We start from the raw sequence: 26,113 nt of genomic DNA, 5'->3' as shown, positions 1-26,113 counted from the left end.
ATTTCCTCAACGGATTTCCCAGCCGCGGCCGGGAGGGGGAACGACCTGCGAGGCGGCCGTTCCATGGGTCGGCTCTTCGGGAAGGGGCGGATTGCCTTCGTTCCATTCCATCAGCATCGCCCGCAGGCGTTCCGCCGTTTCCGGTTCGCGGTCGATCAGATTGTGCCGTTCACCCGGGTCGGTGTCGATCCGGTAGAGTTCCCGGCCTTGAATAACGGGACTATGCGGGCCGGTGTATTCAATATAACGCCACGGCCCGCTGCGAATTCCTTTCATATCCTTATAAGGGATACGAATTCCCGGGGAGTAATAACGGAAGAAAAGCGCCTCGTGGACGTCCCCGAACTTTCGGGCCTCAAGATAAGGCAAGAGGTTCTTGCCGTCGCGGTCTTCCGGGGGAGTCCCGCCCGCCGCCGCCACGAAGGTCGGCAGGATGTCCATGCCCGAGGCGAGTCCGTCGAAGACGGTCCCCGCGGGGATCCGTCCGGGCCAGCGGGCCACGGTCGGCATCCGGAATCCCCCTTCATAGTAGGTCGCCTTCCCTCCCCGCCAGGGAGCGTTGCTCGCGTGATCGCTCAACTCTCCGCCGTTGTCGCTGGTGAAAAAGATCAGGGTCCGGTCGGCGATGTTGTTCCGCCGGAGCGCTTCGAGAATCGCCCCGACCGCGTCATCGAGCGCGATCGTGGTGCCGGCCATCGCCCGCCGCATCGGATGTTTGATGGTGGACGGAACCCGGTCGAGGTAATATTGCGGAACATCCGTCACCGGCGTATGGACCGCCAACGGACTGAAATAGAGAAAGAACGGCCGTCCGGCATTGCGGTCGATGAACTCCGGCAATTCCTCGATGTTGTTGTCGGTCCAGTAGCTGCCGTCGTCGCCGAGGTAGGTGGGGACATGCCCCCCTTCCGGCGGGTCCGGCCGCCGACTAACTTCGCGGTATCCCAGATCGAATGGCCCCTGGCTGAGGTCGCCCATGTCCCAACGGCCCACCATCCCGTTGTGGTAGCCCGCTTCCCTCAAGAGTTCCGGGAGCGTGGGAACATCGGGCAGCGGGACGCCCCGGTTGGCCACATCGAAAACGCCGAACCGGGCCGGGTGGATGCCACTGTGAATCCCCGACCGGGTCGGCGTGCAGACCGAAGCCGGCACGTGGAAGTTGGTCAACTTCATCCCGTCGCGGGCCAGCGAGTCGATGTGCGGCGTCGGGATGTCGCTGCCAAAAGCACCGACATCGCCATAGCCGAGGTCATCCGCAAGAATTAGGATCAAATTAGGCCGTTCCACGGCATCGCCGCCCCGGAGGGGAACGGCGAGAAGTGGAACGATGAGAAGGGGGAGGAATCTGCGTAGGTTCATCGTGATTTGTGGTTTTCGTTGGTGTTCTGTGTGATGGCTTCGACGGCGGTCGGAATCAGCGATTTCCCGAGATCCGAAGGGGTTCGTTGTAATCGTCCCGCACCCGGGCGGCCAGCCATTCGGGAAAGTCAGCGGTCAGATCCATCTCCCGGCGGTCGAGGCTCGGAATGCCCAACGCGTGGGCGGGCGACTCGGGTTTGAACCGAAAATCCTGTTGCTCCAGATCGACGAACATCGGGTCGGCGATCACCGTGTTCCGCTCGCGACCGGCCGCCTGCATGTCCTCGGCGAGCCACCGCTGTAGTCTCCGTTCATTGTGAGGACTCCACATCAGGTTGCCGTCGGTCTTCGTCACCAATCGGAAATCGGTCCAGCGCGCCCCGCGCTCCTTCCAATGGCGGGTGTCCCCATAAAAGGGGACGAAGTTCCGCGAGAGCTGAACCATGACATTTCCGCGGACCTCGGACTCGTAATAATCGGGAATCGCCACCTTGGGAAATCCCGAGCCCGGAGTGGTGCGGATAAAGTTGCCCGCGTTCTCGATGTCCGCCCCGGTGAAAGAGGCCCCGGTCACCCGCTGGAGTTGGGGATTTCCCCGGATATCGACCATGATGTTGTTCAGCATCCGGTTCTTCTTATGGAAATCGATCGCGCCGCCGGTGCAGCGGAAAATAATGTTTTCTTCAAACAATGTGCCCGATTGCTGACCGTCGAAGCGCATCGCCCCCGCGGAATGATCGCCGTGGTCGTCGTGAAAATAATTTCGGCGAATGATGTTCCCTTCTCCCGCCATGCGGATGTAGAACGGATTCCCGTCTCCCAAAACCTCCATGTTCCGGTAAATCCGGTTGAACGCGAAGAGGTTGTCGCGAGTATACAAATACGGAAGAATCATCGGGAACGTCACATCGGGACTATGGGTCCGGTCCATCTCCCCGAACGGCAAGCGGTCATAGTCGATCACCCGGCCCAGTTCGCGCTTCCGGGTCGTCCGCCACTCCCGCGAAAAATGGGGCGGCATCACTCCGCCGACACTGAAGCCGTTGTAGGGGGTGTGATGGACGCGGTTGTGGGTGAATTCATTCTCCCCGCTTTGCCAGACGAAGACGCCGGCGCTGCCATGATGCTCCAGACCGATCCGGTGGATATGGTTATTGTGGATACGATTGCCCCGATTCACAAAATCCCTCCCCACCAGGTCGCCGACCAGGGCCACGCCGGTGCCGCCGAGCCACGAAATCTCGTTGTTTTCCACGACATTGCCTTTCGAATGGAGATCGAGCCGGACTCCCCCGCCCCCGCCCTCCGTCAGAAGGCATTCGCGCATTGCGCAGTTCTCGGTCCAACGGAATCGGACCATCGCGTTCGGCTTGTCCCAGAATTCCCAGTCATGCTGCAATCCGATATCGTCGTCGGTCATCCGGTCCCGTTCATTGTGCTTGAAGGTCAACCCTTCGAAGACCAGGCCCGACGCCGGCTTCTTGCCCTCGACGTCTCCCTCCACCAGGAGCATTTCCATCAGCGCAGGCACCACGACGCCTTCGGGCCGTTCCCCGTCGCGCGGCCATAGCCATACCGTCCGTTTCGCCGAGTCCATGAACCATCGGCCCGGTTCATCGACATAGTCGGCCGCGTTCGCCACGCGGAAGCGGCTCGGGTCATAGCCCCGTTCCCGCTGGGCCAGCGGATAAGTGCCATGGACCCCGGTGCGGGCGACGCCGAGTTCCTCATCGACGGAGACCAGGGGGAGCATGTTTTGCGTCCATTGAAAGGATGCCACGATCCAGAGCTCGACGTCGGCGAGGTTCTCATAATTCTGGATCGCGCCCGGGGAAAAGTGGAGCGTTTTTCGATCGGCCACCCGGCGATCGGTGCGGGGAAGGGTCGGCTTGTGTTCAGGGCCCAGCGACCGCGGCAACGTCCCCTGGTCGTCGAACATCATGAAAAAGTGGTCGATCCCATCCGGAAAGGCGGCTTCCCACAGTTGTCCCCGGGCTTCGGCGGGAATCCCGTCCGGATACTCCGTGGTCCGGCGCCATCCCTCCACCGGAACCCCGGCCGAGATCACCGGACGTTCCCCGGGGTAGGCGCGATAGGTAATAGTGGTTCCCCGTGAAGCGGAATCCTCCGGGCCGAACGTCAATGTCTCCCGGATGCGGTAAACCCCGTCGCGCAAATTGACGACGAAACTGGCGGACCGGTCGGCGGCCTTGCGAAGGCGGACTTCGTCCCGCGCCCGCGCGATGTCCGCGAACGGTTCCTCCCGCGTGCCCGCCCACTCGTTGGAACCGTCGGGGGCGACGAACAGTTCGACCACCCTGCTACCGGGCTCGGCCTGGGTGCAGGAGAGACTAAGGACGCCGAAAAGGAAGAGCGCCAGGCAAGAACCAGGTTTCATCGTAGTTGTTTTCATAAAGCATCCGTCATGCGGTCTCCTTCCCCGCATCCGTTCGATGGCGGCCGACCGGGACCGCTCAGTTGCCCTGCGGCCAGGGATATTGGTTCCGCCCGGCGTGCGCCGGTCCGTCCCATGTCGGAATCTCCTGGCGCCATTGGAGAAGGAGTGTCTCCAGTTGTTGGGCTTTCTGCGGCTGCTCGCGCACGAGGTTGTTCACTTCCGTAGGATCGGTCACGAGATCGTATAGCTCTTTCCGGGAGCCATCGTGGTTCATCATGAATTTCCACCGGTCCGACCGGACGGCGTGCGTCGGGCTGACATTGATTCGGTATCCGGTCACCCCATACCTCCATTCCCAGAATAGAGGTTTGGGCCGGGAAAAAGGTTGTCCGAAAAGGGCCGAACTAATGTCCACGCCATCGAGGGAAAGGCCGGAAAGGTCTTCGCCCGCCAACGCGGCGAATGTCGGGAAAAGATCGATACATCCGACCACGCTCTCCGAATCGACGGTGCCGGCCGGCACGCGTCCCGGCCACCGGGCGATAAACGGCACGCGGATCCCCCCTTCGTAAAGGCTCCGCTTGCGCCCCCGGAAGGGCCCCGGATTCCCCATCCCCAGGGTGTTGGCTTGCCCCGAAATATGATGGTCTTCGGGACCGTTGTCGCTGGAAAAAATCACCAACGTATTTTCGCCCAACCCGAGTTCGTCGAGTTCGTCCATCAAACGCCCGATGTGATAATCCAGGTTGCTGACCACGGCCTGATAAGCGATCAGGGGGTCCTGGATCAGCCATTGGGCCGGAACTCCTCCCGCTTTTTGGTAAAGGTTTAGAAATCTCTCATGGGGCAGATTCGGGGAATGCGGCTCCTGGTACCAGGCCTGGATGTAAAACGGCTCGTCGCGATGGCGCCGCATGAAATCGATGGAGTCGTCCGTAATCAGCTCCGAGGATTGGCGCAAAAGATGGGGCCGGCCTCCCAGGGCGCGTTGGTCATACGCGTTCTCGCTCCCACCGCCGGAGATCGTTTTCGCCTCATCGAATCCATACAACGTCGCATCGACGTTTCCGAGGTGCCACTTGCCGAAATGCGCGGTCCGGTAGCCGGCTTCCTGGAGGGTCTTGGAGAGCATCGGCAAATCCGGGGACAGTTCGTCGGGCATGCCGCGCTGGGCGTTGACTTCCGGGGAGGCGAAATGCGCGTGCACTCCGGTCCTCGCCGGATAGAGACTGGTCAATACCGCCGCACGGCTCGGCGAACAAACGGACCCGGAAACGTACCCGTGAGTGAACAACCGGCCTTCCTTCGCCAAACGGTCGAGGTTCGGTGTCTTGATCAGCGGATTACCGTAGGCGCCGACATCCCCCCACCCCAGATCGTCGGCGAACAGGAAGATGAAGTTCGGCCGCTCCTTCGCCCACAATTGTGGCGCCGACATCACGCACAGGCAAAAAACGAGACAAAACAGGACCGGCCGAAAGAAAGAATGGTGACAGGAAGAGCGTTTCGTAGGCATAAGGAGGATCGGTTTCAAGCGGCCCTATTCTGATCATGGGCCGCCGGGAGCGGACAAGGTTCTTCGATGCGAGAATCGAGACATTTGCTAGGCCTTTCGGTTCCACCGCGCCGGAGCCGGGCGCCCCGGCACGGCTGCGGTCACAGCACTCAATGATATCGCGTGTAGGTCCCTCGCCAGAACAACCGTCCCTCGGTATTAGCGGCTTCGTCGCGCGGAATGTCGTTGACGTCCCAAACCTCCACATGACCGTCGAGGAAAAGTAACACGACTTTCCCGCCATCGTCGGCGTCAGGGAAAAGCCCGGGCTGGTTTTGCGGCCAGGCTACGTCATTGTAGCTCGAATCCGGAAAAAAGCCTTCGCGGTAAACCCCGCCGACGAAGAAGAGCGTGCGGGTCGGCACTTCCGCGATGGAAAAGGTGCCCGGGCCGTGCGCGGCGGCGGGGTTCGGCCGGTAACCCATGCGTACGTTCATGGCAAAAGTGGCCAAACCAGCCTGCTCCCCATGCCGTCTCACAAATCCACGGTGACCGAGTTCTTCGACGTTTCGTTCAAGCGATTCCGCCGCTTCGTAGTACCCCAGGTCGACCAGATACTGCCGCCAATTTTGGTTGTTGAACCAAGGGTTCTGGTAACGGTTCGGCAGCACTCTGTCCTGATTGTCGTTGGCATAGGTCGTGGCGGCATAAAACAGCCCCCGCAGATTGCTGCTGGCATGCGCGCGGTCGGCGGCGGTCCGCACGTTCCCGACCGTGACGATCGTGATTGCCGCGAGAATCCCGATGATGGCGATGACCGTGAGCAATTCGATAAGAGTAAAACCGTTCCGAGGTAAGCGACGATGTCTGGTATGTGCTTTCATGATGATAGGGTCTGGGATGCTTCAATGAATCGAATGTATGCTGTGATCGTTGCCCCTAAGCCCCCGGTCCTCAAGAATCTTTGCTAGGAGGAAAGAGACAAAAAGTGCGACTTTTCCATGGAGATCCACCGCTCGCACCTCTCTTTCAAGACCCAGCCTCCCCTCGGACCCGCCCGGCATCGGGGATGTCCTGCTTTCAGATATGAAAATCAGGACATTTACTAAGAGTAGACCATTCCGGGTCAGATAAAAGTTGCCCCCGGTTCGCCGGGCATCAAACTTTTCGGATCGAGCCGAGAAACGGCATTCCCTGGAACTTTTCTTCTGACAGCCCTTCCGCCGTGAATTCGCAAAGGTCCATTCGACAAATCAACCAACTGCTCGCCCACGTCATCCCCGGTTTGCCCGATCTCCACCTCGGCCCGGTGCGGATCGAAATCAATTTCCACCTGCTCCGAACCTCGCGCAAAGACCACCAGATCGGTTGCCACACCCATCCCTGGTGGGATATCAGCATGGTCCAGGACGGGGCGATCACCTATGAAACCGCCGAAAAGGCGATCACGCCCGACCACAGCGATATCGTCATCTTCCCCCCCGGCGTCGAACATAGTTGGAAAACCCGGACCGCGCCTCTCGTACTGGAAAGCTACATGCTCGGGTTCTTCCCGGTCGATTCGCGCGGTGAAAGGATTCTAACCCGCATTTGCGATCGCTGCCAGACCTCCTCTTACCGCTTCGCCCTCTCGTCCATGCTCCAGCAGTATCGAAAAAACCTTTGGGACGCCGCGAACGAACGGCCGGCGCTTCCCCTCCAACCCCACCGGATGGGACAATTGATGCAGGTTTTCATTGTCCAATTGATCGCGGATTTCTTCGGTGATTTCTTCGCGGAGGAGGACAAACGCTTCCAGGAGGAGATCGGCAAGTCCTCCGCCAACCTGAAACTTGCCTACCGGATGGAGGAGTTTTTGCGCACCCATCTTTCCGAGCGGATAACGATGCGCGATATGGAGTGCCAATTCGGATACAGCCATCGCCATCTAAGCCGGATCTTCAAGGAACACACCGGCAAGACAATTCCCAACTTCCTCCTCACCAAACGAATTCACACGGCGTGCGATCTCCTTCTCAACGAAGGAAGCAGAACCAAGGAGGTCGCCCACGCGGTCGGATTCACCGACGTCAGTTATTTCTGCCGGATCTTCCGGGAGCACACCAAGCTGACCCCCCGCCAATACCGCGAAAAGCTCGGCAAGTGATTCCCCGCCCGCCCCGAAAAATTCATCGGGAGAGGTTTCCCGAGGTGTCCACCGCCCGAATCCGATAGAACGCGCGGTCACTTCCCATGACGTTCTCCTGATAGGACTCCGCCCTCCAAAAGGGACCGGCCACCGGCTCGAAATCCACCAGGTCTTCCGACCGCCATACTTCGTAATGGGAGAGATCGTCGATCTCCAGGTCATCCCAAATGAGATGTATCCATGTCTCCGATCCGTGAATACGAATTTTTGGAGCGGGCGGCGGTTGCTCGGATGGCGAACCGACGAGAATCGCGAGTTCGATGGTATGGATATAACCGGCCGCGTTTCGCACCCGCACCGTGAATCGATTCATCCCGGAGGCTCCGGCTGGAGGAGATCCGCTCAAAAGCCCGTCAGCCGAAACCTCGAGCCAGGCCGGACCGGAGATTTTCTCGAATTCCATGCGCAACGGCTCCACCCCATCGGCCAGGTGTATCTCCAGCGCCCGCAGGTAGGTCCGTCCGATCGCCGCCCGGCTCTCCTCCAACGGACCGGCCACCGCGAAAAACGGCGCGGGAATTCCCTTCCTGGGCCGAACCACCGCGCTCAAGACGGCTTCGGCATCCTCTCCCCACGCCAATCGAAAGGAGTCGAAAGTGATGCGGGGAGTCCCATTCTCCCCGAAACGGGCAAAGACCCGGCCATCCAACACTTGATGAGGGATCGCGGCACTCACGTCCGGGGTTCCCAAACTCGTCTGCGACGTCACATCAGGCGGATTCAGCCATGCATCCGCCCGGCCGCCGCCCAGATCGATTCGGGCGAGCACCAAGTGGGTTTCGTTCCCCCCGAACACCCCCGGCGATTCAGCCAGGTCGAGGATCCCGACCGTCGATCCCAATCCGAAGCCGGCGGCCCGGCTTCCGATGTAGAGAGCGTTGCCGTCGCCGTCGATCAGGGTGATCCCGCTCCGGTCCAGCACCGAATTCACCGATTGCCGGTTGACCAGAAACGAAGTCCATACCACCGGCCCGGCGACCGTCCCCGGAGCGAACCGTCGGGTCACGTCCACGTTGGCCGCCGCGTTCATCGTCAAAGCGCCGCCGGCTTCCTCTCCGACGTCCCGGTACCCGAACGCCCAATACGAAAGGTTCTGGCCGAAAGCGAAAGTCACCCGGGAGTCACCCGTCCAGAGACTTCCGGCAGGCCAACCCGTCCCACCGGACACCGCCAATGCGGCCAAAGGCACGGACTCGGACCCATAATCCGCGCGGTCGAATGAATCGAGGGCCCGGGCGTCGACCGCGGGAATGACGTAGCCTCCCTCCTGGGGTTCGGGCCAGGCGTATTGATGCTGCCCCGCCTCGGGAGAGCCGCTCCACGCGGGAAGGCCGGCGCGCCATTGCAGGAGAGCCTGCTTCAGATCGGCGGCGACCTGCGGATATTCTTCCACCCGGTTATCCACTTCCATAGGGTCAGCGAGAAGATCATAAAGCTCTTCGCGCGTTTGGTCGTGGTTCATCAGGAACTTCCAGCGGTCGAGGCGGGCCGCGTGGGTCGGGCTCCGGTTGATCGTGTATCTTGCGCCCGCATGGCGCCACTCCCAGAACAACGGCTGATTCCGGGTGATGGAATTCCCATCCAGAGCCGGGCGGATGTCCCGTCCCTCCAGCCCGAGTCCCGAGACGTTGGCCCCGGCCAGGGCGGCGAAGGTCGGAAAAAGGTCGAGCAAGGAAACGATGTTCGTCGAATCAACGGTGCCCGCCGGAACGGTGCCCGGCCACCGGGCGATGAACGGGATCCGGATGCCACCTTCGTAAAGACTTCGCTTCCGCCCCCGAAACGGCCCGGCGCTCCCCATCCCCAATAGATTATCGACGTCGGAGGCGTGGTGATCCGCGGGACCGTTGTCGCTGGCGAAAACGACCAGGGTGTTGCCCCCGAGTCCGAGCGCGTCCAACTCGTCCAACAGCCTGCCGATATGATAATCGAGATTGGAAACGACCGCGTGATAGGCGATTAGCGGGTCTTGGATCAACCATTGTTGCGGCACCCCGTCGGCGGCGGGATACCAGTCGAGAAAGGGTTCGTTCGGCAGGTTGGGCCCATGGGGTTCATGATACCATACCTGCAGGAAGAAGCGGTCGTGGCGGTGGCGTTGGATAAAATCGATCGCATCGTCGGTGATTTGTTCCGAACTCTGACGCAACAACCCGATCTCCCCGCCGAACGCAGCCGGATCGTAGGCATTCTGACTCCCTCCGCCGGCGAGCGTGCGCGCCTCTTCATACCCGTAAAGCCGGGCGTCGGTTTCCCCCAGATGCCAGCGCCCGAAATGTCCGGTGCGGTATCCCTGCTGTTTCAAGGTCCGGGCCAGCATCGGCGGATTGTGCGGGAGGGCTCCGGGCATTCCGGTATCGGCCTCTGCCTCCGGCGTTCCGAAATCGGCGTGGATGCCGGCGCGGGCGGGATGGGCTCCGGTCAATATCCCGGCCCGGCTCGGCGAACCGACCGCGGCGGCTGAGTAGGCATGGAGAAACAACCGCCCTTCGTCGGCCAGTCGATCCAAAACGGGAGTTTGCACCTGGGAGTTCCCATAGACCCGGAGATCCCCCCACCCCAGATCGTCGGCCATGATAAACACCACGTTCGGCGTCGCCCCGGCCCATGGACCAAGGGCCGCTGCGGCCCACAGCGCGACGATCCAGGCCAGGCCACGGATACCCGGCCGGGCGGCACGCAACGGCCGGGCCGCCACGGGGGGATCGAAAACGAGGTCGTAGGGATACAGGCGGTTCATCTGATGCTTTCAGTCTTGGTATGCGGGGATCCCCGGTAAAGCGGCAAGAATAGGACAGTCTCGCCAAATGATGGTTCCTGCGCGGTTTTCCCTCTGTAGCGGACGCGTTCACGGTATTCCTATGAATTGGCGGAATGGTGCCACGAATTCGACTTTACCCGGTGGCGGGAAGTCGGCTTTTTGGACAACCGTGACCACCCGATCTTCGCTTCGTTTCCGCCAGGTTCATCTCGACTTCCACACTTCTCCGGCCATTCCCGGAGTCGGCAGCCGCTTTTCCCGGACGCAATTCCAGGAGATGTTGAAGGCCGGCCATGTCGACTCCATCACGTTGTTCGCGAAATGCCACCATGGGTATTCGTATTATCCGACCAGGATCGGAACCGTTCATCCTCATCTCGACTTCGATTTGCTCGGGGCCCAGATCGAAGCCTGCCACGAGATCGGGGTGAAGGCCCCGGTTTACATCACCGCCGGATGGTCCGAACTCGATGCCCACGACCATCCCGAATGGCTGGTCGTCCCCCCGGAGGGGCTCGATACGAGACGCGTCGGCTGGAAACATCTTTCGCTCAGCGGGGGATACCTCGACTACCTCTGCTCGATCATCGAGGAAGTGACCCGGCTCTACCCGGTGGATGGCATTTTTCTCGATATCGTCGGAATCGCTCCCGATGTCAGTCTGACCGCCCAGCGCGAGATGAGAATCCGAAATCTCGACCCGCTTGATCCGGCGGATGTCCTCGCCCACGCCCGGGCGGTGCAACGCGGTTATTTCGAAGCGGCCACCCGCGCCGCGCGGAAGCGGAAAAAGTCGATGCCCGTTTTCCACAACGCCGGTCACATCCCGAAGGGAGACAAGGTATTTCTTGAATACGCTTCCCATTTGGAATTGGAGTCACTCCCCACGGGCGGCTGGGGGTACGATCACTTCCCGCTTTCGGCGAAATACGCGGCGACGCTGCCCGGCGTCGGCTTCCTGGGAATGACCGGAAAATTTCATACCTCGTGGGGCGATTTCGGGGGCTTCAAACATCCCAACGCCCTGCGCTACGAATGCGCCGCGATGCTCGCCTATGGCGCCCGCTGTTCCATCGGCGACCAACTTCACCCGAACGGTGAAATGAACCCCGACACCTATCGGCGGATCGGAAAGGCCTACGCCGAAGTCGAAGCGAAGGAGCCCTGGTGCCGGGACGTCCGTCCGGTCTCCGAGATCGCCTTGCTTTCGATCGAATCGCTCGGTTCCGATCCCCTCCAGTCATCGACCCCGGTCGATCCCAGCGCGAGGGGAGACGTCGGAGCCTGCCGGATGTTACTGGAACGTCATGTCATGTTCGATGTGATCGACACCGACGCCGATTTCTCGGCCTACCGCCTGATCATCCTCCCGGACGACGGCCGCCTCCCGGATGGAGTCGCGACCAAACTTCGGCGTTTCCTCGATGCCGGCGGCAAACTGTTCCTCTCCGGCGAATCCGGGCTCCAGGTCGGCCGGGACGTCTTTCACTTCCCCGTGGGCGATTACCGAGGCGCCAGCCGTTTTGAAATGGAGTTTCTGCGGGCCCGCCCCGCACTCCGGCGACTCGACGCCGAAGACCGGCTCATCGACGGTCCCTTCGTGATCAACGGAGGCTCCTCCCTCGTGCGTCCACAGAAGGGTTCTCGCGTACTCGTCGACCTGATCGAACCGTATTTCAATCGGACCCTGGCCCATTTTTGCTCCCACCAACACGCGCCCGACGCGAAGAAGAGCGGTTTTCCCGCCGCTTTCGTGACCGCCGCCGGAAACATCGCCTACTTCGGCCCGAAGGTCTTCACCGAATATGCCGACCGGGCCACGGCCCTGGTCCGCGACCAGGTCTACGCCGTGATGGAAGTCCTGCTCGGCGGGAAAATGCCCACTGTCACTTCCCTCCCCTCGTCGGGGCGTATCAGCCTGATGGATCAGCCCGACGAAAACCGCTACATTCTCCACGCCCTTTACGCGACTCCGATCAAACGGGGAGACCGCGTTTTTCCCGCGTGGAAGATCGACTCGATCGAAGTGATCGAAGACATCGTTCCAATCAACGACGTCCGTTTCACCCTTCGCCTTCCCCAACCCATCCGCGCGGTGAAACTGGTTCCTTCCGGCGAACCATTGCCTTTCGAACAATCAGGGGGAAGCGTCACCTTCAAAGTCCCTCGGATCGAATGCCACCAAATGATCGAACTGACGCGCTGATTTTCCGACGGCCTCCCATCAGTCACATCACAGGTCGCAGCCGCTTCCGATACTGATACGGCGGCGTCCCATGGCGTCGGCGAAAGAGCCGGTGAAAGTAACTCAGGTTCTCGATCCCGCATTCGGCCGCGACCTCCGTCACGGGGAGCAGAGTCGTCTCCAGAAGCCGGGCGGCGTAGTCGATCCGTTGGTCGTTGACCCATGAAGAAGGGGTCTGGCCGCAAAGCGCCCGCATCGCCCGGGCGACATGCCCGGGGGAGCGCCCCGCCAAACGATAAAAACGATGGACTCCTTCCCGCAAATCGTCGGGCGTCCCGAAATGACCGATGGCCCCGTCGAGCCAATCCGGAAGACGCCGGTCGGACCGTCCCATTCCGCCGATCCGGCGAAAGAGCGACAAAAGAAAATAATCAAGGGAGAACGAATCCCGGGGAGCCCGGCGCAGCCACTCCAGCTCCTCCTGCAGCGCGGCCAGGCGGACCGCGTCGAGAAAGAGCGTGAACGGCATCGGGCCGTCGGTCCAAAACCAGGTGCTGGCGTTCGGAAAATATGCCAGCCGCATCCGCGCCAATACTTTTCGGGGAAACGCAACGTTCTCCAGACGGAAGCTTTCACCCGGGATGGCGGCGAACCCGTGTCGATCCGCGGGCCGGATCATGACCAGATCACCGGCCCGGATCTCCACCCGCCGTCCATTGATCCGGTGGATCCCCCGTCCTTCCGCGACCCAACTCACCTCCGCGAAGTCGTGGTCATGGAGACCGATCGGCATCCGGGCTTCGTCCAACCCCACCGAGATGTGGAAGGCATAATCCGGGGGGACGATCATCTTCCAGCGTTTGTGCATAAAGTGCATGTTTATGGCATGGAAGTGCAAGAAATTGCAATATTTTTCAATTATCATCGAAGGCGTGAAAATCACCTCCTTCAAGACCTACCACGTGCGGCCACGGTGGCTTTTTCTAAAAGTGGAAACCGATGCCGGCATCTCCGGATGGGGGGAACCGGTCCTGGAAGGCCGGGCGCAAACCGTCGAGCGGGCGGTGGCGGAAATCGCGCGGGTCTTGATCGGAGAAGACCCCCGCCGGATCGAACGGATCTGGCAACGGATCCACCGCGGGACGTTTTACCGCGGCGGACCGGTTTTAATGTCGGCGCTATCGGGCGTGGACCAGGCGCTCTGGGACATCCTGGGCAAGTCACTCGGGGTGCCGGTGCATCAACTCCTCGGCGGCAAAGTCCGCGATCGTATTCGTCTTTATGGTTGGCTGAACGTGGCCGACACGGGGGATTATGTGACGAACGTCGCCAAGGCGCTGAACAAGAAGGAAGACCGATTCACCGCCTACAAATTCGTCCCGGTTCCCGCCTGCGAACCTCTGGAATCCCCGGCGTTCATCGACCGGGCCGCGGCCACCGTGGCCGGCTTGCGCGAGACGCTCGGCGATTCAATCGACATGGCGCTCGATTTCCACGGACGCTGCGGCCCGGCGGTGGCAAAACAACTTTGCCGCGTCCTCGAACCCTACCGTCCGTTCTTCGTGGAGGAACCGGTGCTCCCGACCAACCCCCGGGCCTTGAAGGAGATCAAACAAGCCACCACCATCCCCATCGCGGCGGGCGAACGCCTCTATTCGCGCTGGGATTTCGAACCGCTACTGCACGAGCAGGCAATCTCCGTGGCGCAACCCGACCTTTCCCACGCGGGCGGAATCAGCGAAGTGCGCCGGATCGCCGCGATGGCCGAAGTCCATGACATCCCGATCGCTCCACACTGCCCCCTCGGCCCGATCGCGCTCGCCGCATGCCTGCAAATCGACGCCTGCACCCCGAACTTCCTCTGCCAAGAGCATCTCACCCTCGGGGAAGGATATTTAAAGGATCCCTTGCAGGTGAAAGATGGTTTCGCCCTGGTGCCCGAAGGCCCGGGCCTCGGAATCGAAGTGGACGAATCCCGGCTGGAGGAACACCGCTTCGACGGCGTCTGGGAAACTCCGCAGTTCACCCGCAAAGATGGTTCCTTCGCGGAATGGTAACTGATTTATGAATACAGAACCCAATTCCCCCTCCCTCTTCCCGGACGCTCTCTTTGAGCGGGTCCGGAAAGCCCGGATCGTCGCGGTGGTCGTCATCGACGATCCGGAACACGCCGTACCGTTGGCGCGCGGCCTTTTGCGGGGCGGCATCCAGGCCATCGAATTGACTTTGCGAACCCCGACCGCGTTCGAATCGTTGCGCCGCATCCGTAGTGAATGCCCGGAAATGCTGGTCGGTCTCGGCACCCTCCTCCGCCAAGACCAGGTCGCGCAGGCGGTGGCCGGGGGGGCCGCTTTCGCGGTCGCTCCGGGCTTCAATCCCAAGGTGGTCCAGGAAGCGGCGCAAGCCGGTTTGCCGTTCGCTCCCGGCATCGTCACCCCTTCGGAAGTGGAGGCAGCCGTCGAAATCGGGTGTCGTTTGTTAAAAATTTTTCCCGCCCAACCGAGCGGAGGAACCGCTTATTTGACGTCCATGAACGCCCCCTACGCTCATCTCGGTCTCGGTTACATTCCTCTCGGGGGCCTCGATGAACGGAACTTCACTGATTACCTCGCGCTTCCGTGCGTTCCCGCCGTCGGCGGATCCTGGATCGCCCCCCGAAAACAGATCCAGGCGGAGGATTGGGATGGAATCTCTAAAACGGCGCGACGCGCCATGGATTGCATTGAACAAACGAAGTCATAGAAAAATGAATACTATCGTCACATTTGGTGAGATCATGGGACGAATTTGTCCCATTGGCCATAAACGCTTCCGCCAGAGCCTGCCCGGCCTGTTGGAACTGACTTTCGCCGGGGCCGAGGCAAATGTCGCCGCCTCGATCGCGCTCCTCGGAGGCCGATCGAAATTCGTCTCCGCCTTGCCCGACAATGTTCTAACCGCCTCTTGCCTCCAGACCTTGCAGGGCATCGGAGTCGACACCCGCCAAGTCCGCCGGACCACGGCCGGACGAATGGGGCTCTATTTCGTGGAAAAGGGTGCCAACCAGCGCCCGAGCGAGGTAACCTATGATCGCGACCACAGCGCCCTGGCCCTGGCGGAACCGGCTGATTTCGATTGGGAGGCCGCCTTCGATGGAGCGCAATGGCTGCACGTAACCGGGATCACCCCGGCTCTATCGCGGAAGGCGTTCGAATCGACCTTGGCCGCGGTGCGGGAAGCCAGGAAAAGAAATTTAAAAGTGTCGTGCGACCTGAACTTCCGGAACAAACTTTGGCAATGGGAAACCGGTTTCGACGCGAAGAACCTCGCGGGCCGGTGCATGCGCCAAATTCTGCCGCTCGTCGACCTGGTGATCGCGAACGAAGAGGATGCGTCCGATGTCCTTGGCATCAAGGCCGAAGGGAGCGACGTGCACGGTGGCAAATTGAACATCGAAGTATATCCGCGGGTCGCGGCGGAGATCTGCCGCCAATTCAAAAATATCGGCCAGGTCGCCATCACGCTACGGGAGAGCATTTCCGCCACCCACAATAACTGGGGCGCCATGCTCTACGAGCCGGGACCGGACCGGGCGTATTTTGCCCCCGAATCCCAGGACAACTATCGCCCCTACGAGATCCGGGCGATCATCGACCGGGTCGGCGGCGGCGACAGTTTCGCGGCCGGGTTGATCTATGCGCTGAACACCGGCGAACTCTCCGATCCGGCGAGCGCGATTCGTTTTGCCGCGGCCGCATCGTGCCTGGCCCACTCGATCGAAGGAGATTTCAATTTCAGTTCCCGCGCCGACGTCGAAAAATTAATGAAAGGAAACGCATCCGGAAGGGTGGTACGCTAATGAAACCGATCGTTTTAATCACCAACACCGTTCCCGAAACGGTCCTCCAGGTCCTGCGAGGAAAAGCCCAAGTGATCATGGGGCCGGCCAACGGCGACCTCATGCCGCGCGAGGAGGTGCTGCGCCATGCGCCCCGCCTGACCGCGATCGTCAACCAGGCGGAGCTGAAGGTCGACGAGGAACTGCTCGACGCCGCCCCGAATCTCAAAATCGTCGCCAACGTCGCCTTGGGGACCGACAACCTGGACCTGCCGTTGATGGCCCGCAGAGGGGTTTGGGCGACCAACGCCCCCGGCACTTTCGTCGAATCGGCGGCGGATTGCACCTTGGCGCTGCTCCTCAACGTCGCCCGGCGTATCCTGGAAGCGGATACTTTCGTCCGCTCGGGCGAATGGAAGAGTTTCCAGCCCGGCCGCTGGGATGGGATGGAGCTCACCGGCAAGACTCTCGGGATCGTCGGGTTTGGCCGGATCGGGAAAGCGGTGGCCCGGCGGGCGGACGCCTTCGGCATGCGGATTCTTTTCTACGATCCGGTCTCCTCCGACGACCCCCGGTCCCGCTCCCTCGACGAACTTCTGCCGGTGGCCGACGTCGTTTCCTTGCACGTCCCCCTTCAGCCCGAAACACGTCGTCTGATGAGCGAAGACCGCTTCGCCCGCATGAAACCGGGTGCGATCTTCTTGAACCTCGCACGGGGACAGACCATGGACGAGGCGGCCCTGGCCGCTGCGCTCGAAAGGGGGCATCTCGGCGGAGCCGGCCTCGATGTTTTCGAGAACGAACCGAACGTGCATCCGGCGCTCATCGGGATGAAGAACGTCGTGCTGACTCCCCACATAGGTGGGGGCACGAGGGAATCACGGGAAGCGACCCGGCGGATGGCTTGCGAAAACGTCGCCGCGGTGCTGGCCGGGCAAAAGCCTCCCCATCCGGTCAACCAACCCGGCTGAAGCGACCGGGCTATTTTTCGGCGGCAATCGTTCGGCGATCGTCTTCAACTTCGTCGAACCAATTGTCCAGTTCCCGCGACATCCGCGAAACGATTTCGGGATGAACTCCGGAGAGGTCCGTGGTCTCGAGCGGATCGGCGGCCAGATTGAAGAGCAGGGGCGGATCGGACGGCACCCCCACGCAAGGAGGAACACCCGCGGCTTCCGGAACACCATTCTGGTATTTCTCAGGATAAAAATCCACATCCTGGTACAACTCCAGATCATGGTCCCATCCGGGAAGAGGCGCCATCGTGTTCGCCAGGACGTCGCCCGGCCGCACGAGCTTCCAATCGCCGTCCCGCATCGCCGCATTGTGAGTCGCGACCGGCACCGCACGGCTCCATTGCCAAAAACGTTTCGCCGGCAGCTTCGTCCGCCCTTCGCCCCTCAACGCCGGCAGAACGTCCTGGCCGTCCATCGGAATCTCCCGGGGCAAGGGAACTCCGGCCGCGCCGGCGAGCGTCGGCAGCCAATCGGTGAAATGGACCAGGTCATGGTAAAAACGCCCCCCCTGAAGCCCCGCCGGCCACCGGATGATGAGCGGAACACGTATCCCGCCCTCATGGACACTTCCCTTCGCCCCGCGGAAACCGCAATTGAACCGGTCCAGCTTCATTTCCCCTTCCCCTCCGAACTGCGGGCCGTTGTCGCTGGTGAAGACGACGATGGTGTTCTCCGCCAACCCGGTTTTCTTCAAATACTCCATCACCCGTCCCACCCCGGCGTCCAATCGCTTGATCATGCCGTAAAGATGGCTGACGGCCCGGTTGTGACGTCCGCTTTCCAGAAACGGCGCCAGATCTTCGTCCGGCGCCTCCAACGGAGTGTGGGGAGCGTTGTAGGCGAGATGGAGAAAGAACGGCTCGGTGCGATGACGGCCGATGAAGGAGATCGCCTCCTCGGTAAAAACATCGGTGAGATAGGTGCCATCGCCCTGCCGGAGAGATCCGTTTCGATCGAGCCGGTAGTCGTAATAATTCGTCCATCCGGCCCTGAAGCCGGTGAATTCGTCGAAGCCCCGCGCATTGGGATGATACTTCGCCTCGACGCTTCCCAGGTGCCATTTCCCAACGCACCCGGTCCGGTACCCGCTCCTCCGGAAGAGGTCGGCCATCGTCACTTCCCGAGTGGCCAGGCAATCGCGCCGGCTCAGACAAATCGTATCAATCACCCCCGTGCGGAGGGGGTAGCGGCCGGTGAGCAACGCCGCCCGCGCGGGAGCGCACAGCGCGGACGCGGAATAATGCTGGGTCAGGCAGACGCTTTCCTTCAACAGGGAGTCGAGGTTCGGTGTGGACGACATTCCGTAGTTGAAGCAGCCGAAGTCGCCATAACCCATGTCGTCGGCGAGGATAAACAGGATATTCGGTCGAGTCATTGGTTCCATCAGGAAGCGGCGTCGCAATCCCGGCGTAAAGACAATTCAATGCCGTGATCCGGCCAAATGATAGGAGAAAACGAAAGGTTCCCTAAAATCGGAGGGTTGGCTTCCAGCCGAGCGCCAATGCCGACGCTCCAACCAAAATGAGCACGACGGCGGACGGCAGAATGCCCTTCCTCCCGCATCCCCGGCGGGACGAAAACCCACACGTTTTGTCCCCATCCTCATAGGAAAGCAACTTGAGGGAAAGGATCGGGAGGGCAAAAGTAATGCCAACGAATCAGTCCCGGTCGCGCGATCCCCTTACACGGGATTTCCGCGCGTCCCATAACCAATTTTTCGACAATGTCCTACCATCCAAACGACGCATGCGTTCCCGATGGGATCTCCAAAGATATGCTTCTGGCTGATCAATCCCATGATTGGCGGCTGCGGACCGACGGGATCATCATCCCGACCCTTTCCTACGCGGACCAACCGTATTTGATTAAGTCCGACGACGGAGCTCTGCTTTGCGTGGTGACGACCGGCGTGGGACGGGAAGGATGCCGCGGCCAACACGTCGCGGTGATCCGAAGCACGGACGACGGATCGACCTGGGAGGAAACGGTGGCGGTCGAATCGCCCGACAAACCGGAATCCTCCTACGCCGTCCTCTTAAAGACGCCGTCCGGCCGCCTCTATTGCTTTTACAATTTCAACGAAGACAACATCCGCCGGATCGAAACTGAGTATCCAGGAAATCCATACACATACCGGGTCGACACCCTCGGCTACCATGTCTTCAAATACTCCGACGATCATGGGAAAACCTGGTCGGACCGGTATTACAAGGTGCCGATCCGCGAATCGTCGATCGACCGCAACAACGTCCGCAAGGGGTCGATCCGCTTCATGTGGAACGTAGGACGTCCCTTCACCTTGAACGGGGCCGCTTACATTTCGATCCACAAAGTGGGCGGCTTCGGAGACGGGTTCATCGAGAGCTCGGAGGGATGGCTGGTTCGTAGTGACAATCTTCTCACCGAACGCGACCCGGAAAAGATCCGTTGGGAGACCCTTCCGAGCGGAGACGTCGGCCTGCGGACCCCTCCGGGAGGCGGTCCGATCGCCGAGGAACAGAGTTATTCGGTCCTGAGCGACGACTCCATTTATTGCGTCTATCGGACGATCGACGGATACCTGGTCGAAAGCTACAGCCGCGACGGCGGCTGCACCTGGTCGGAACCCGGCTACAAGCGTTACCGCGACGGGCGGCCGATGAAGAATCCACGGGCGGCGGCCTTCGTCTGGCGCTGCAAGAACGGGAAATATCTGCAATGGTTTCACAACCACGGCGGCCGCTTTGTCGGGGACCATGGCTTGGACTATCCCGTAAAAAGTCCCTACGAAGACCGCAACCCGGCATGGGTCTCCGCCGGTATCGAGCAGGATGGGCCGGACGGAAAAATCCTCGTCTGGTCCGAACCCGAGATCCTGCTGTACGACGATGATCCGGTCATTCGGATGAGCTATCCCGATCTGATCGAACTCGAAGATGGGTTGTACGTGACCGAAACCCACAAAAACGAAGCCCGGCTTCATCGCATCGACCCGGGCTTCCTGGAAAAACTCTGGGGACAATTCGACGGATTGGAGGTAGATGAAGGCGGCTGTATCCTCGAGGTCGACCAGGGAGGATGCGAAGTCGAGATGCCGACGCTGCCCCGTTTCAGCCAACGGGATATGCGGCGCCCCGATCACGGCCTGGTCAATTTGCGCCAAGGCTTCTCGCTGGTTTTTTCGGTGAAAGTGCCGACGGCCGGAAGGTTTCCTCTCCCCCTGCTGGACAATCGGACCAAGTTCGGGCGCTCCGGACTCCGATTCGAACTTCTGGAAACCGGCGGCGTCCGGCTCTGGCTCGGATGCGATCAAACCCAAACCGTGCATGAATCGGAACCGGGCTTGCTCAAGCCGGGAAACCGGCACTCCGTGGCCGTAATCGTCGACGGCGGACCGAACATCGTCAGCTTGATCGTCGACGGAAAATTCTGCGACGGAGGGAATGACCTGCAATTCGGATGGAGCCGGTTCAGTCCCCACCTGCTCAATATCGAAGGCCGGAAGAGACTATTCGTCGATGCGGCCGTCGAAACCCTCTCCGTTCACAACCGCGCCCTGATGACCTGCGAGGCGATCGCCTTGGCCGAACGGCTGGCCCAGCCTGTGATTCCCATGCGGAATCCGGTCGGAAATTACGCGAACCTCGACGGGGCCGCCCGCTCGTAAAACATCGAAAGGCGGGCCGGGGACGCCCCGACCCGCACTCAATGTCCGGTTTCTCTTATTTTCAGGACTCGCCCGAAGACGATCCTTTCAAGTCTAATTGAAAAATCAGCCCCCCTTTTCTGGAGAGGCACCGCAACGTCGATCCACCGATCCCATGTCATCCAAGACCATCGCTCAAGAAACCCCGCCTCCCGAACAAAGTGGTAGCTTCGGTTCACGCGTCATCGCCTCTCCCTGGATCTTCGTCCCGATCCTCTACATCGTTTTCGGTCTCGGCCAAGGGGGGATCATCGGCGGTATGACCCAGGTCCTCTACAAGGATTTGGGCTATCCGAACTCCTTCATAGGGATGCTCGCCCTCCTCGGGCTCCCCGCTTCGTTCGCTTTCCTGATCGCCCCGTTCCTCGACTCGTTCGACACCAAACGCTCGCTTATCTGGAAACTGCTCGCGGGTCTCGGACTCGCCTCAATGTTCCTGGCCGGGGCGATGCTGCTCGACTCCTTCTTCACCGTCGTTACCCTGACGCTGTTCTTTTCGATGTCGATCCTGTTCGCGGCCACCTCCATCGCGGCGAACGGGTTTTATCAACGGGCTCTCACCCTGAAGGAACAGGCCAAGTTCAGCGGAATCATGACGGCCTCCATCCGGGCCGGAATGATCCTCGGTCTCATCCTTCTGGTTAGAATCGGGGCGGATATCAACGAGTCCATCGTTGGCGACACCGGAGGCACGACCACGATCGGTTGGGCCGTCGTCCTGGCCGGCGCCGCCGTCGCCTTTTGGATCAGCGCCGCCTATTGCAAGATCTTCCTTCCCCGGCCAACGGAAGATGTCCCGGTCGATTTCCAGGGGAAATTCCCGGTGCTGGTCGCGCTCAAAGAATATTTTAAAATGAAGCGGGTCTGGGCCATCATCCTCTTGATCCTCACCTACCGGTTCGGTCAAGGCATGCAGTTTTTCATGACCGCCCCCTTCTACATGGATTCGATCGAGGATGGCGGCATGGGGGTCACCGCCTCCACCGTGGCGATGCTCAAGACCTACACGGATGTTCCCTGGATGACCATCGGAGGCATTCTCGGCGGGTTCATCATCGCCCGATGGGGGCTGCCCGCCACGTTTCTCCTTCTCGGCATCCTGCTGAACCTCCCGAACATCGGTTACATTTACCTGGCCTGGGCCCAACCCGTCGCCACCTTTACCTTCCTCGGCGACACTTTCCCGACCACCCTCTTCATCGTTTCCTGCCTCGAGAGTTTTGGATACGGGATGGGATTCGCCCCGTTTTTATTCTTCATGTATGCCATCGCGAAAGGCCCCTATCGCACTTCCCTGCTGGTCATTTCCACCAGCCTGATGGGAATGGGATTCACTTTTCCGGGCGCGCTGGCCGGGTTCGTCCAGGAAGCCTACGGCTATGTTCCGATGTTCACCATCGCCACCATAATCGGATTTGGAGCCCTCCTCCTCCTTTTCATCGTTCCGTTGCCGAAGATGGAACCGAAAGCCGAGAAACCCGCGTAAACAATGACGGATTCGGCGCATCGACGTCAGGGTCCGGATCGACCGCGCGAACAGTTCTGACCGGTCTCCTCGGTGCCGCAAGTTTGCTCGCTTCATCGACCGAACAACCGCTCCGTGCTGATGCACCCGCTCCGCCCCCCGCGATCCAGGCGGATTGCCGGACCGGCCCGGAAACACACCCCACCGCTCTAGCGAGCGGTCCCCCCCTCTCAAGAGGGGATCTTTTTGTAAGCAGTTCCCCTCTTGAGAGGGGGGGACCGCTCGCCAGAGCGGTGGGGTGTGAAAAAGTTCCCCTCTTGAGAGGGGGGGACCGCTCGCCAGAGCGGTGGGGTGTGAAAAAGTTCCCCTCTTGAGAGGGGGGGGACCGCTCGCGAGAGCGGTGGGGTGTGAAAAAGTTCCCCTCTTGAGAGGGGGGGGACCGCTCGCGAGAGCGGTGGGGTGTGTTCCCAGTTCCGTTTCCATCAACTCCCCCTCACGACAAATTCACCGCGTCGACGTCCAGCACCTGGGTCATGTCGTCGGGCCATTTGAAATCCTGACGCAACCGCCGCAGATGCGGGATCGTCCGGGAGACGTTGCCGCAGAAATACCAGACCTGAAAGCGGTAGTTGTCCTTCACTTTTTCCAGCGGGGCCGGAACCGGTCCGCGGATTTCCACTTTGTCCCCCAATTCCGCCTCGACCAGCCGGACCCATTGCTCGGCGAAAAAGGCGATTTTCTCCGGGTTCTTCGATTGAAACAAGTGATGAATCAGATGCCGGAACGGCGGATACGCGAACTGACGGCGCGATTCCATCTCGTCTTCGCTGAATCCGTCGAAATCGCCCCGGCGGGCGAACTGGATCGGGGCGGCGTGAGGGGTGAAGGTTTGCACCACCACCTCCCCCGCCCGGTCGCCCCGGCCGGCCCGGCCCGCCACCTGGACCAGCAACTGGAAGGTTCGCTCGCTCGCCCGGAAATCGGGGATGTGCAACGAGAGGTCGGCGTCGATCAAACCGACCAGGGTCACGTTCGGGAAATCGAGTCCTTTGGCGATCATCTGGGTTCCGATAAGGATGTCGATTTTGCCGAGGCGGAAGGCGCTGAGGATCTCGCGGAAGCGGTTTTTCTTCGACATCGAGTCGGTGTCGATCCGCTCCACCGCCGCCCGCGGCATCGCCTGCCGCAACGCCTCCTCCACCCGCTGGGTGCCGAAGCCGCGCCAACGGATTTTCGGGGAATTGCATTGCGGGCAACCGAGCGGAGCGCCGCGTTCGTGACCGCAGAGGTGGCATTTCAAGGTTTCGTCCCAGCGGTGATACGTCAGGGTGACGCTGCAATGCTCGCATCCGCAGACATAGCCGCACTCCGGGCAAATCATGCTCGACGAATAGCCGCGCCGGTTGATGAAGAGGATGGTTTGCTCCCGCATCTCGAAGCGGATCCGCATTTTCTCCACCAACATCCGGGAGAGCGGCAACGAGCCTTTTTTGTTCATCAGTTCGTAGCGCATGTCGACCACATGGATCAACGGCAACTGGCGGTCGTCGACCCGTTTCAACAAGCGGTTGACCCGGTATTTGCCCCGCTTGACATTGTGCAACGATTCGAGCGAAGGCGTGGCCGATCCGAGCACGCAGACCGCCCGATTCAGCATCGCCCGGTAGACGGCGGCGTCGCGTCCGTGATACCGGGGCGTCTCCTCCTGTTTGTAGGCCGGTTCGTGTTCCTCGTCGACGATCACCAGCCGGAGATTCCGCAACGGGGCGAAGATCGCCGACCGGGCGCCGACCACCACCCGCGCCTCGCCGGACGCGACCGATTGCCAGGCGTCGAAGCGTTCCCCTTCCGACAAATGGCTGTGCCAAACCACCGTCTTCACCCCGCTCTCCTTCTCCAACCGCCCGCGAAGGCGTCCGACCGTCTGGGGGGTCAGGGCCACCTCGGGCACCAGGAAAATGACGGTTCCCCCGAGGTCCAGGGCTTGTTGCAACAACCGGATGTAAACTTCGGTCTTCCCGGAACCCGTCACGCCGTGGAGCAAATGGACCGCGAACTTCCCCGCCTCGATGCTCCGTCCGATGTCGGCCGCCGCCTCTTCTTGTTCCGCATTCAATGCGAACGACGCTCCCGCCACCGATTCGCTGTCGGCCAGATCGTCTCCGTAGGCTTCCCGCTCCACCCGGCGGGCTTCTTCGATCAATAGCCCTTTCTCGACCAACGCCTTGCAGGCGGCCGGACTGGTTTCGGTCCGTTGCAGCAACAGACTTTTTTTCTGCGGGATCAGCTGCTGGGCGACGAAGCGGTAAAGGACCGCCTGTTTCGGCGCCCGCCGGGCCAGTTCCTCCAATTCGTCCGGAGCGAGTTGGCGCGCCGCTTTCAGGTAGGTTTCCTGTTTGATTTTCATCCCCCGGCGGACCGGCCCCGGCACCATCCGCTCCAGGATCGATTCGAGCGGGGCCGCGTAATAAACCCGCATCCACCGGGCGAGTTCGATCAGGTCGGGAGGCAAGACCGGTTCCTCCTGCACCAGGTGGGTGATCAATTTCAACCGGTTGGCGGGAAATCCGTCGTGGGAGCCGAGCCGGGAGACCACCGCCAAGGCCTCGGTGTGACGGATCGGGGTCCGGACCAGCGAACCGACTTCAATCCGTCCCGCCAGCCGTCCGGGCACGCGGTAAGCCAGCTCCTTGTCGAAGCCGGCCAGCGGAAAAACAGTGACGATGTCGCGGTCCATGGAGGAAATTTGTCGTCGCGCCCGGCCGGGAAACCGGCTCCGTTTGACAACGGAGATTGACAGGAGCAACGGGAGAAAAACACTTCAACGTGTGACGATTGAAGATTGCAGAGAAAGGTTCAAGGACTTCCTTGGCAACTGCGGACTGCGGGTGACGAGCCAGCGGTTGGCCATTTTCGAGGCGGCCTTCCAGTTCGAGGACCATTTCACCGCCGACGAGTTGCTCGAGCATGCCCGTTCGATCGACAGCTCCGTCTCCCGGGCGACCGTCTACCGTTCCCTGCCGATCATGATCGAAAGCAGCCTCCTCCGGGAAGTCGACGTCGGCAAGGATTTCAAATATTACCGGGCCGAAACCGGCAAAAACAACCAGCAGGCCCAGGTTTTTTGCGTCGATTGCGAGAAAATTTTTGAAATTGATGCACCCTTCATGGAGTGGTATGGTAATACCGTCTCGTCCAAGTTCGGTCTCGTCCCGATCTCCCAACGCCTGCAAATCACCGCACAATGTCAACAATACCGGGAAAAAGGGACCTGCAAGAATCACGCCTGAGAGGAATGTCCAAAAAATACAATTTCGAAATCGAATTCTACGAATCCGTCCTCAAGCGGAACCCGAAATACACCGACGTCATCGAACTGCTCGGAGAACTTTACACCCGCAGCGGACGGATCGCCGACGGGTTGCGGATGGACCGGCGCCTGGTGCGCCTGCTTCCCGAAAACCCGAACGCCCATTACAACCTCGCCTGCAGCCTGGCCCTCAAGAAGCGGCACTCCGAGGCGATGGATACGTTGCACAAGGCGATCTCCCTCGGCTACAGTGACTTCGATTGGCTGATGCAGGATCCCGACCTCGATGGAATCAAGAGCCATCCCGAATTCCTCCAGCTGCTGGCGGAAATCAACCCCCACAATTGATCCGGATCAACCGGCGGTTTTTGCAAAACGTCCTCCGGCGTTGACGGCGGGCGCTTTCCCCTATCTTCTTCCCGTTTTCACGTTTT

The 26,113-nt window shown here is 60.8% G+C and carries 18 protein-coding genes; 10 read left to right on the top strand and 8 right to left on the bottom strand.

Features of this window, described 5'->3' with window-relative positions; translation table 11 throughout:
- Nucleotides 1-6: 6 nt before the first annotated feature.
- From ACWUI2_RS15455 to ACWUI2_RS15440, 4 genes are all read right to left on the bottom strand, one after another.
- Entirely contained in the window at nt 7-1,359 is a 1,353-nt protein-coding gene (locus ACWUI2_RS15455; RefSeq protein ID WP_486983751.1) for a sulfatase family protein, read from the bottom strand.
- Between the two features lie 55 nt (nt 1,360-1,414).
- Nucleotides 1,415-3,757 carry a right-handed parallel beta-helix repeat-containing protein gene (locus ACWUI2_RS15450; RefSeq protein WP_486983750.1) on the bottom strand — a complete coding sequence of 781 codons (2,343 nt, stop codon included), beginning with the start codon at nt 3,755-3,757 and terminating at the stop codon, nt 1,415-1,417.
- A 76-nt stretch (nt 3,758-3,833) separates the two neighbouring features.
- The gene (locus ACWUI2_RS15445) at nt 3,834-5,195 is read right to left on the bottom strand and encodes a sulfatase-like hydrolase/transferase (RefSeq protein ID WP_486983749.1); all 1,362 of its coding nucleotides are present in this window, start codon (nt 5,193-5,195) and stop codon (nt 3,834-3,836) included.
- A 227-nt stretch (nt 5,196-5,422) separates the two neighbouring features.
- Nucleotides 5,423-6,136 (bottom strand): type II secretion system protein, encoded by a 714-nt coding sequence (locus ACWUI2_RS15440; protein WP_486983748.1) that lies wholly within the window; start codon nt 6,134-6,136, stop codon nt 5,423-5,425.
- A 341-nt stretch (nt 6,137-6,477) separates the two neighbouring features.
- Here ACWUI2_RS15440 and ACWUI2_RS15435 point away from each other — a divergent pair, with 341 nt between their 5' ends.
- On the top strand, nt 6,478-7,398 hold the full coding sequence (locus tag ACWUI2_RS15435) for an AraC family transcriptional regulator (RefSeq protein ID WP_486983747.1): 921 nt from the start codon (nt 6,478-6,480) through the stop codon (nt 7,396-7,398).
- 22 nt (nt 7,399-7,420) lie between these two features.
- On the opposite strand, the gene ACWUI2_RS15430 is transcribed toward ACWUI2_RS15435, so the two are convergent.
- Entirely contained in the window at nt 7,421-10,180 is a 2,760-nt protein-coding gene (locus tag ACWUI2_RS15430) for a sulfatase family protein (protein ID WP_486983746.1), read from the bottom strand.
- 190 nt (nt 10,181-10,370) lie between these two features.
- Between ACWUI2_RS15430 and ACWUI2_RS15425 the strand changes: the two genes are divergently transcribed.
- Nucleotides 10,371-12,407, top strand: a complete 2,037-nt coding sequence (locus ACWUI2_RS15425) for a beta-galactosidase trimerization domain-containing protein (protein ID WP_486983745.1) — start codon at nt 10,371-10,373, stop codon at nt 12,405-12,407.
- A gap of 22 nt (nt 12,408-12,429) precedes the next feature.
- On the opposite strand, the gene ACWUI2_RS15420 is transcribed toward ACWUI2_RS15425, so the two are convergent.
- The gene (locus ACWUI2_RS15420) at nt 12,430-13,254 is read right to left on the bottom strand and encodes a helix-turn-helix transcriptional regulator (RefSeq protein WP_486983744.1); all 825 of its coding nucleotides are present in this window, start codon (nt 13,252-13,254) and stop codon (nt 12,430-12,432) included.
- A 64-nt stretch (nt 13,255-13,318) separates the two neighbouring features.
- Between ACWUI2_RS15420 and dgoD the strand changes: the two genes are divergently transcribed.
- Genes dgoD through ACWUI2_RS15400 form a run of 4 tightly spaced genes read left to right on the top strand, consistent with a single transcriptional unit; the run spans nt 13,319 to nt 17,174 of the window.
- Entirely contained in the window at nt 13,319-14,443 is a 1,125-nt protein-coding gene (dgoD, locus tag ACWUI2_RS15415) for a galactonate dehydratase (RefSeq protein ID WP_486983743.1), read from the top strand.
- A 7-nt stretch (nt 14,444-14,450) separates the two neighbouring features.
- Nucleotides 14,451-15,128, top strand: coding sequence for a bifunctional 4-hydroxy-2-oxoglutarate aldolase/2-dehydro-3-deoxy-phosphogluconate aldolase (eda, locus tag ACWUI2_RS15410; protein WP_486983742.1), 678 nt, complete (start codon nt 14,451-14,453; stop codon nt 15,126-15,128).
- Between the two features lie 4 nt (nt 15,129-15,132).
- Nucleotides 15,133-16,224: a PfkB family carbohydrate kinase gene (locus tag ACWUI2_RS15405; RefSeq protein ID WP_486983741.1), complete on the top strand. Its 1,092-nt coding sequence runs from the start codon at nt 15,133-15,135 to the stop codon at nt 16,222-16,224.
- Entirely contained in the window at nt 16,224-17,174 is a 951-nt protein-coding gene (locus ACWUI2_RS15400; RefSeq protein WP_486983740.1) for a 2-hydroxyacid dehydrogenase, read from the top strand. Before ACWUI2_RS15405 ends, ACWUI2_RS15400 begins: the two co-directional genes overlap by 1 nt.
- A 10-nt stretch (nt 17,175-17,184) precedes the next feature.
- On the opposite strand, the gene ACWUI2_RS15395 is transcribed toward ACWUI2_RS15400, so the two are convergent.
- Nucleotides 17,185-18,594, bottom strand: coding sequence for an arylsulfatase (locus ACWUI2_RS15395; RefSeq protein ID WP_486983739.1), 1,410 nt, complete (start codon nt 18,592-18,594; stop codon nt 17,185-17,187).
- Between the two features lie 348 nt (nt 18,595-18,942).
- Between ACWUI2_RS15395 and ACWUI2_RS15390 the strand changes: the two genes are divergently transcribed.
- Together ACWUI2_RS15390 and ACWUI2_RS15385 are read left to right on the top strand one after the other, a co-directional pair.
- Entirely contained in the window at nt 18,943-20,865 is a 1,923-nt protein-coding gene (locus ACWUI2_RS15390; RefSeq protein WP_486983738.1) for a sialidase family protein, read from the top strand.
- Between the two features lie 154 nt (nt 20,866-21,019).
- Nucleotides 21,020-22,390, top strand: a complete 1,371-nt coding sequence (locus tag ACWUI2_RS15385) for an MFS transporter (RefSeq protein ID WP_486983737.1) — start codon at nt 21,020-21,022, stop codon at nt 22,388-22,390.
- 472 nt (nt 22,391-22,862) lie between these two features.
- On the opposite strand, the gene priA is transcribed toward ACWUI2_RS15385, so the two are convergent.
- Complete coding sequence (gene priA, locus ACWUI2_RS15380) at nt 22,863-25,106, bottom strand: replication restart helicase PriA (protein ID WP_486983736.1); 2,244 nt, start codon at nt 25,104-25,106, stop codon at nt 22,863-22,865.
- A 91-nt stretch (nt 25,107-25,197) separates the two neighbouring features.
- Here priA and ACWUI2_RS15375 point away from each other — a divergent pair, with 91 nt between their 5' ends.
- Nucleotides 25,198-25,659 (top strand): Fur family transcriptional regulator, encoded by a 462-nt coding sequence (locus ACWUI2_RS15375; RefSeq protein WP_486983735.1) that lies wholly within the window; start codon nt 25,198-25,200, stop codon nt 25,657-25,659.
- Nucleotides 25,660-25,664: 5 nt separating this feature from the next.
- The gene (locus tag ACWUI2_RS15370; RefSeq protein ID WP_486983734.1) at nt 25,665-26,027 is read left to right on the top strand and encodes a TPR end-of-group domain-containing protein; all 363 of its coding nucleotides are present in this window, start codon (nt 25,665-25,667) and stop codon (nt 26,025-26,027) included.
- Nucleotides 26,028-26,113: the final 86 nt, after the last annotated feature.

This window comes from Verruconatronum alginivorum, assembly GCF_056590205.1.
Note: the sequence above shows the minus strand (reverse complement) of the source record. Positions and strands in the feature narration are given on the sequence as shown.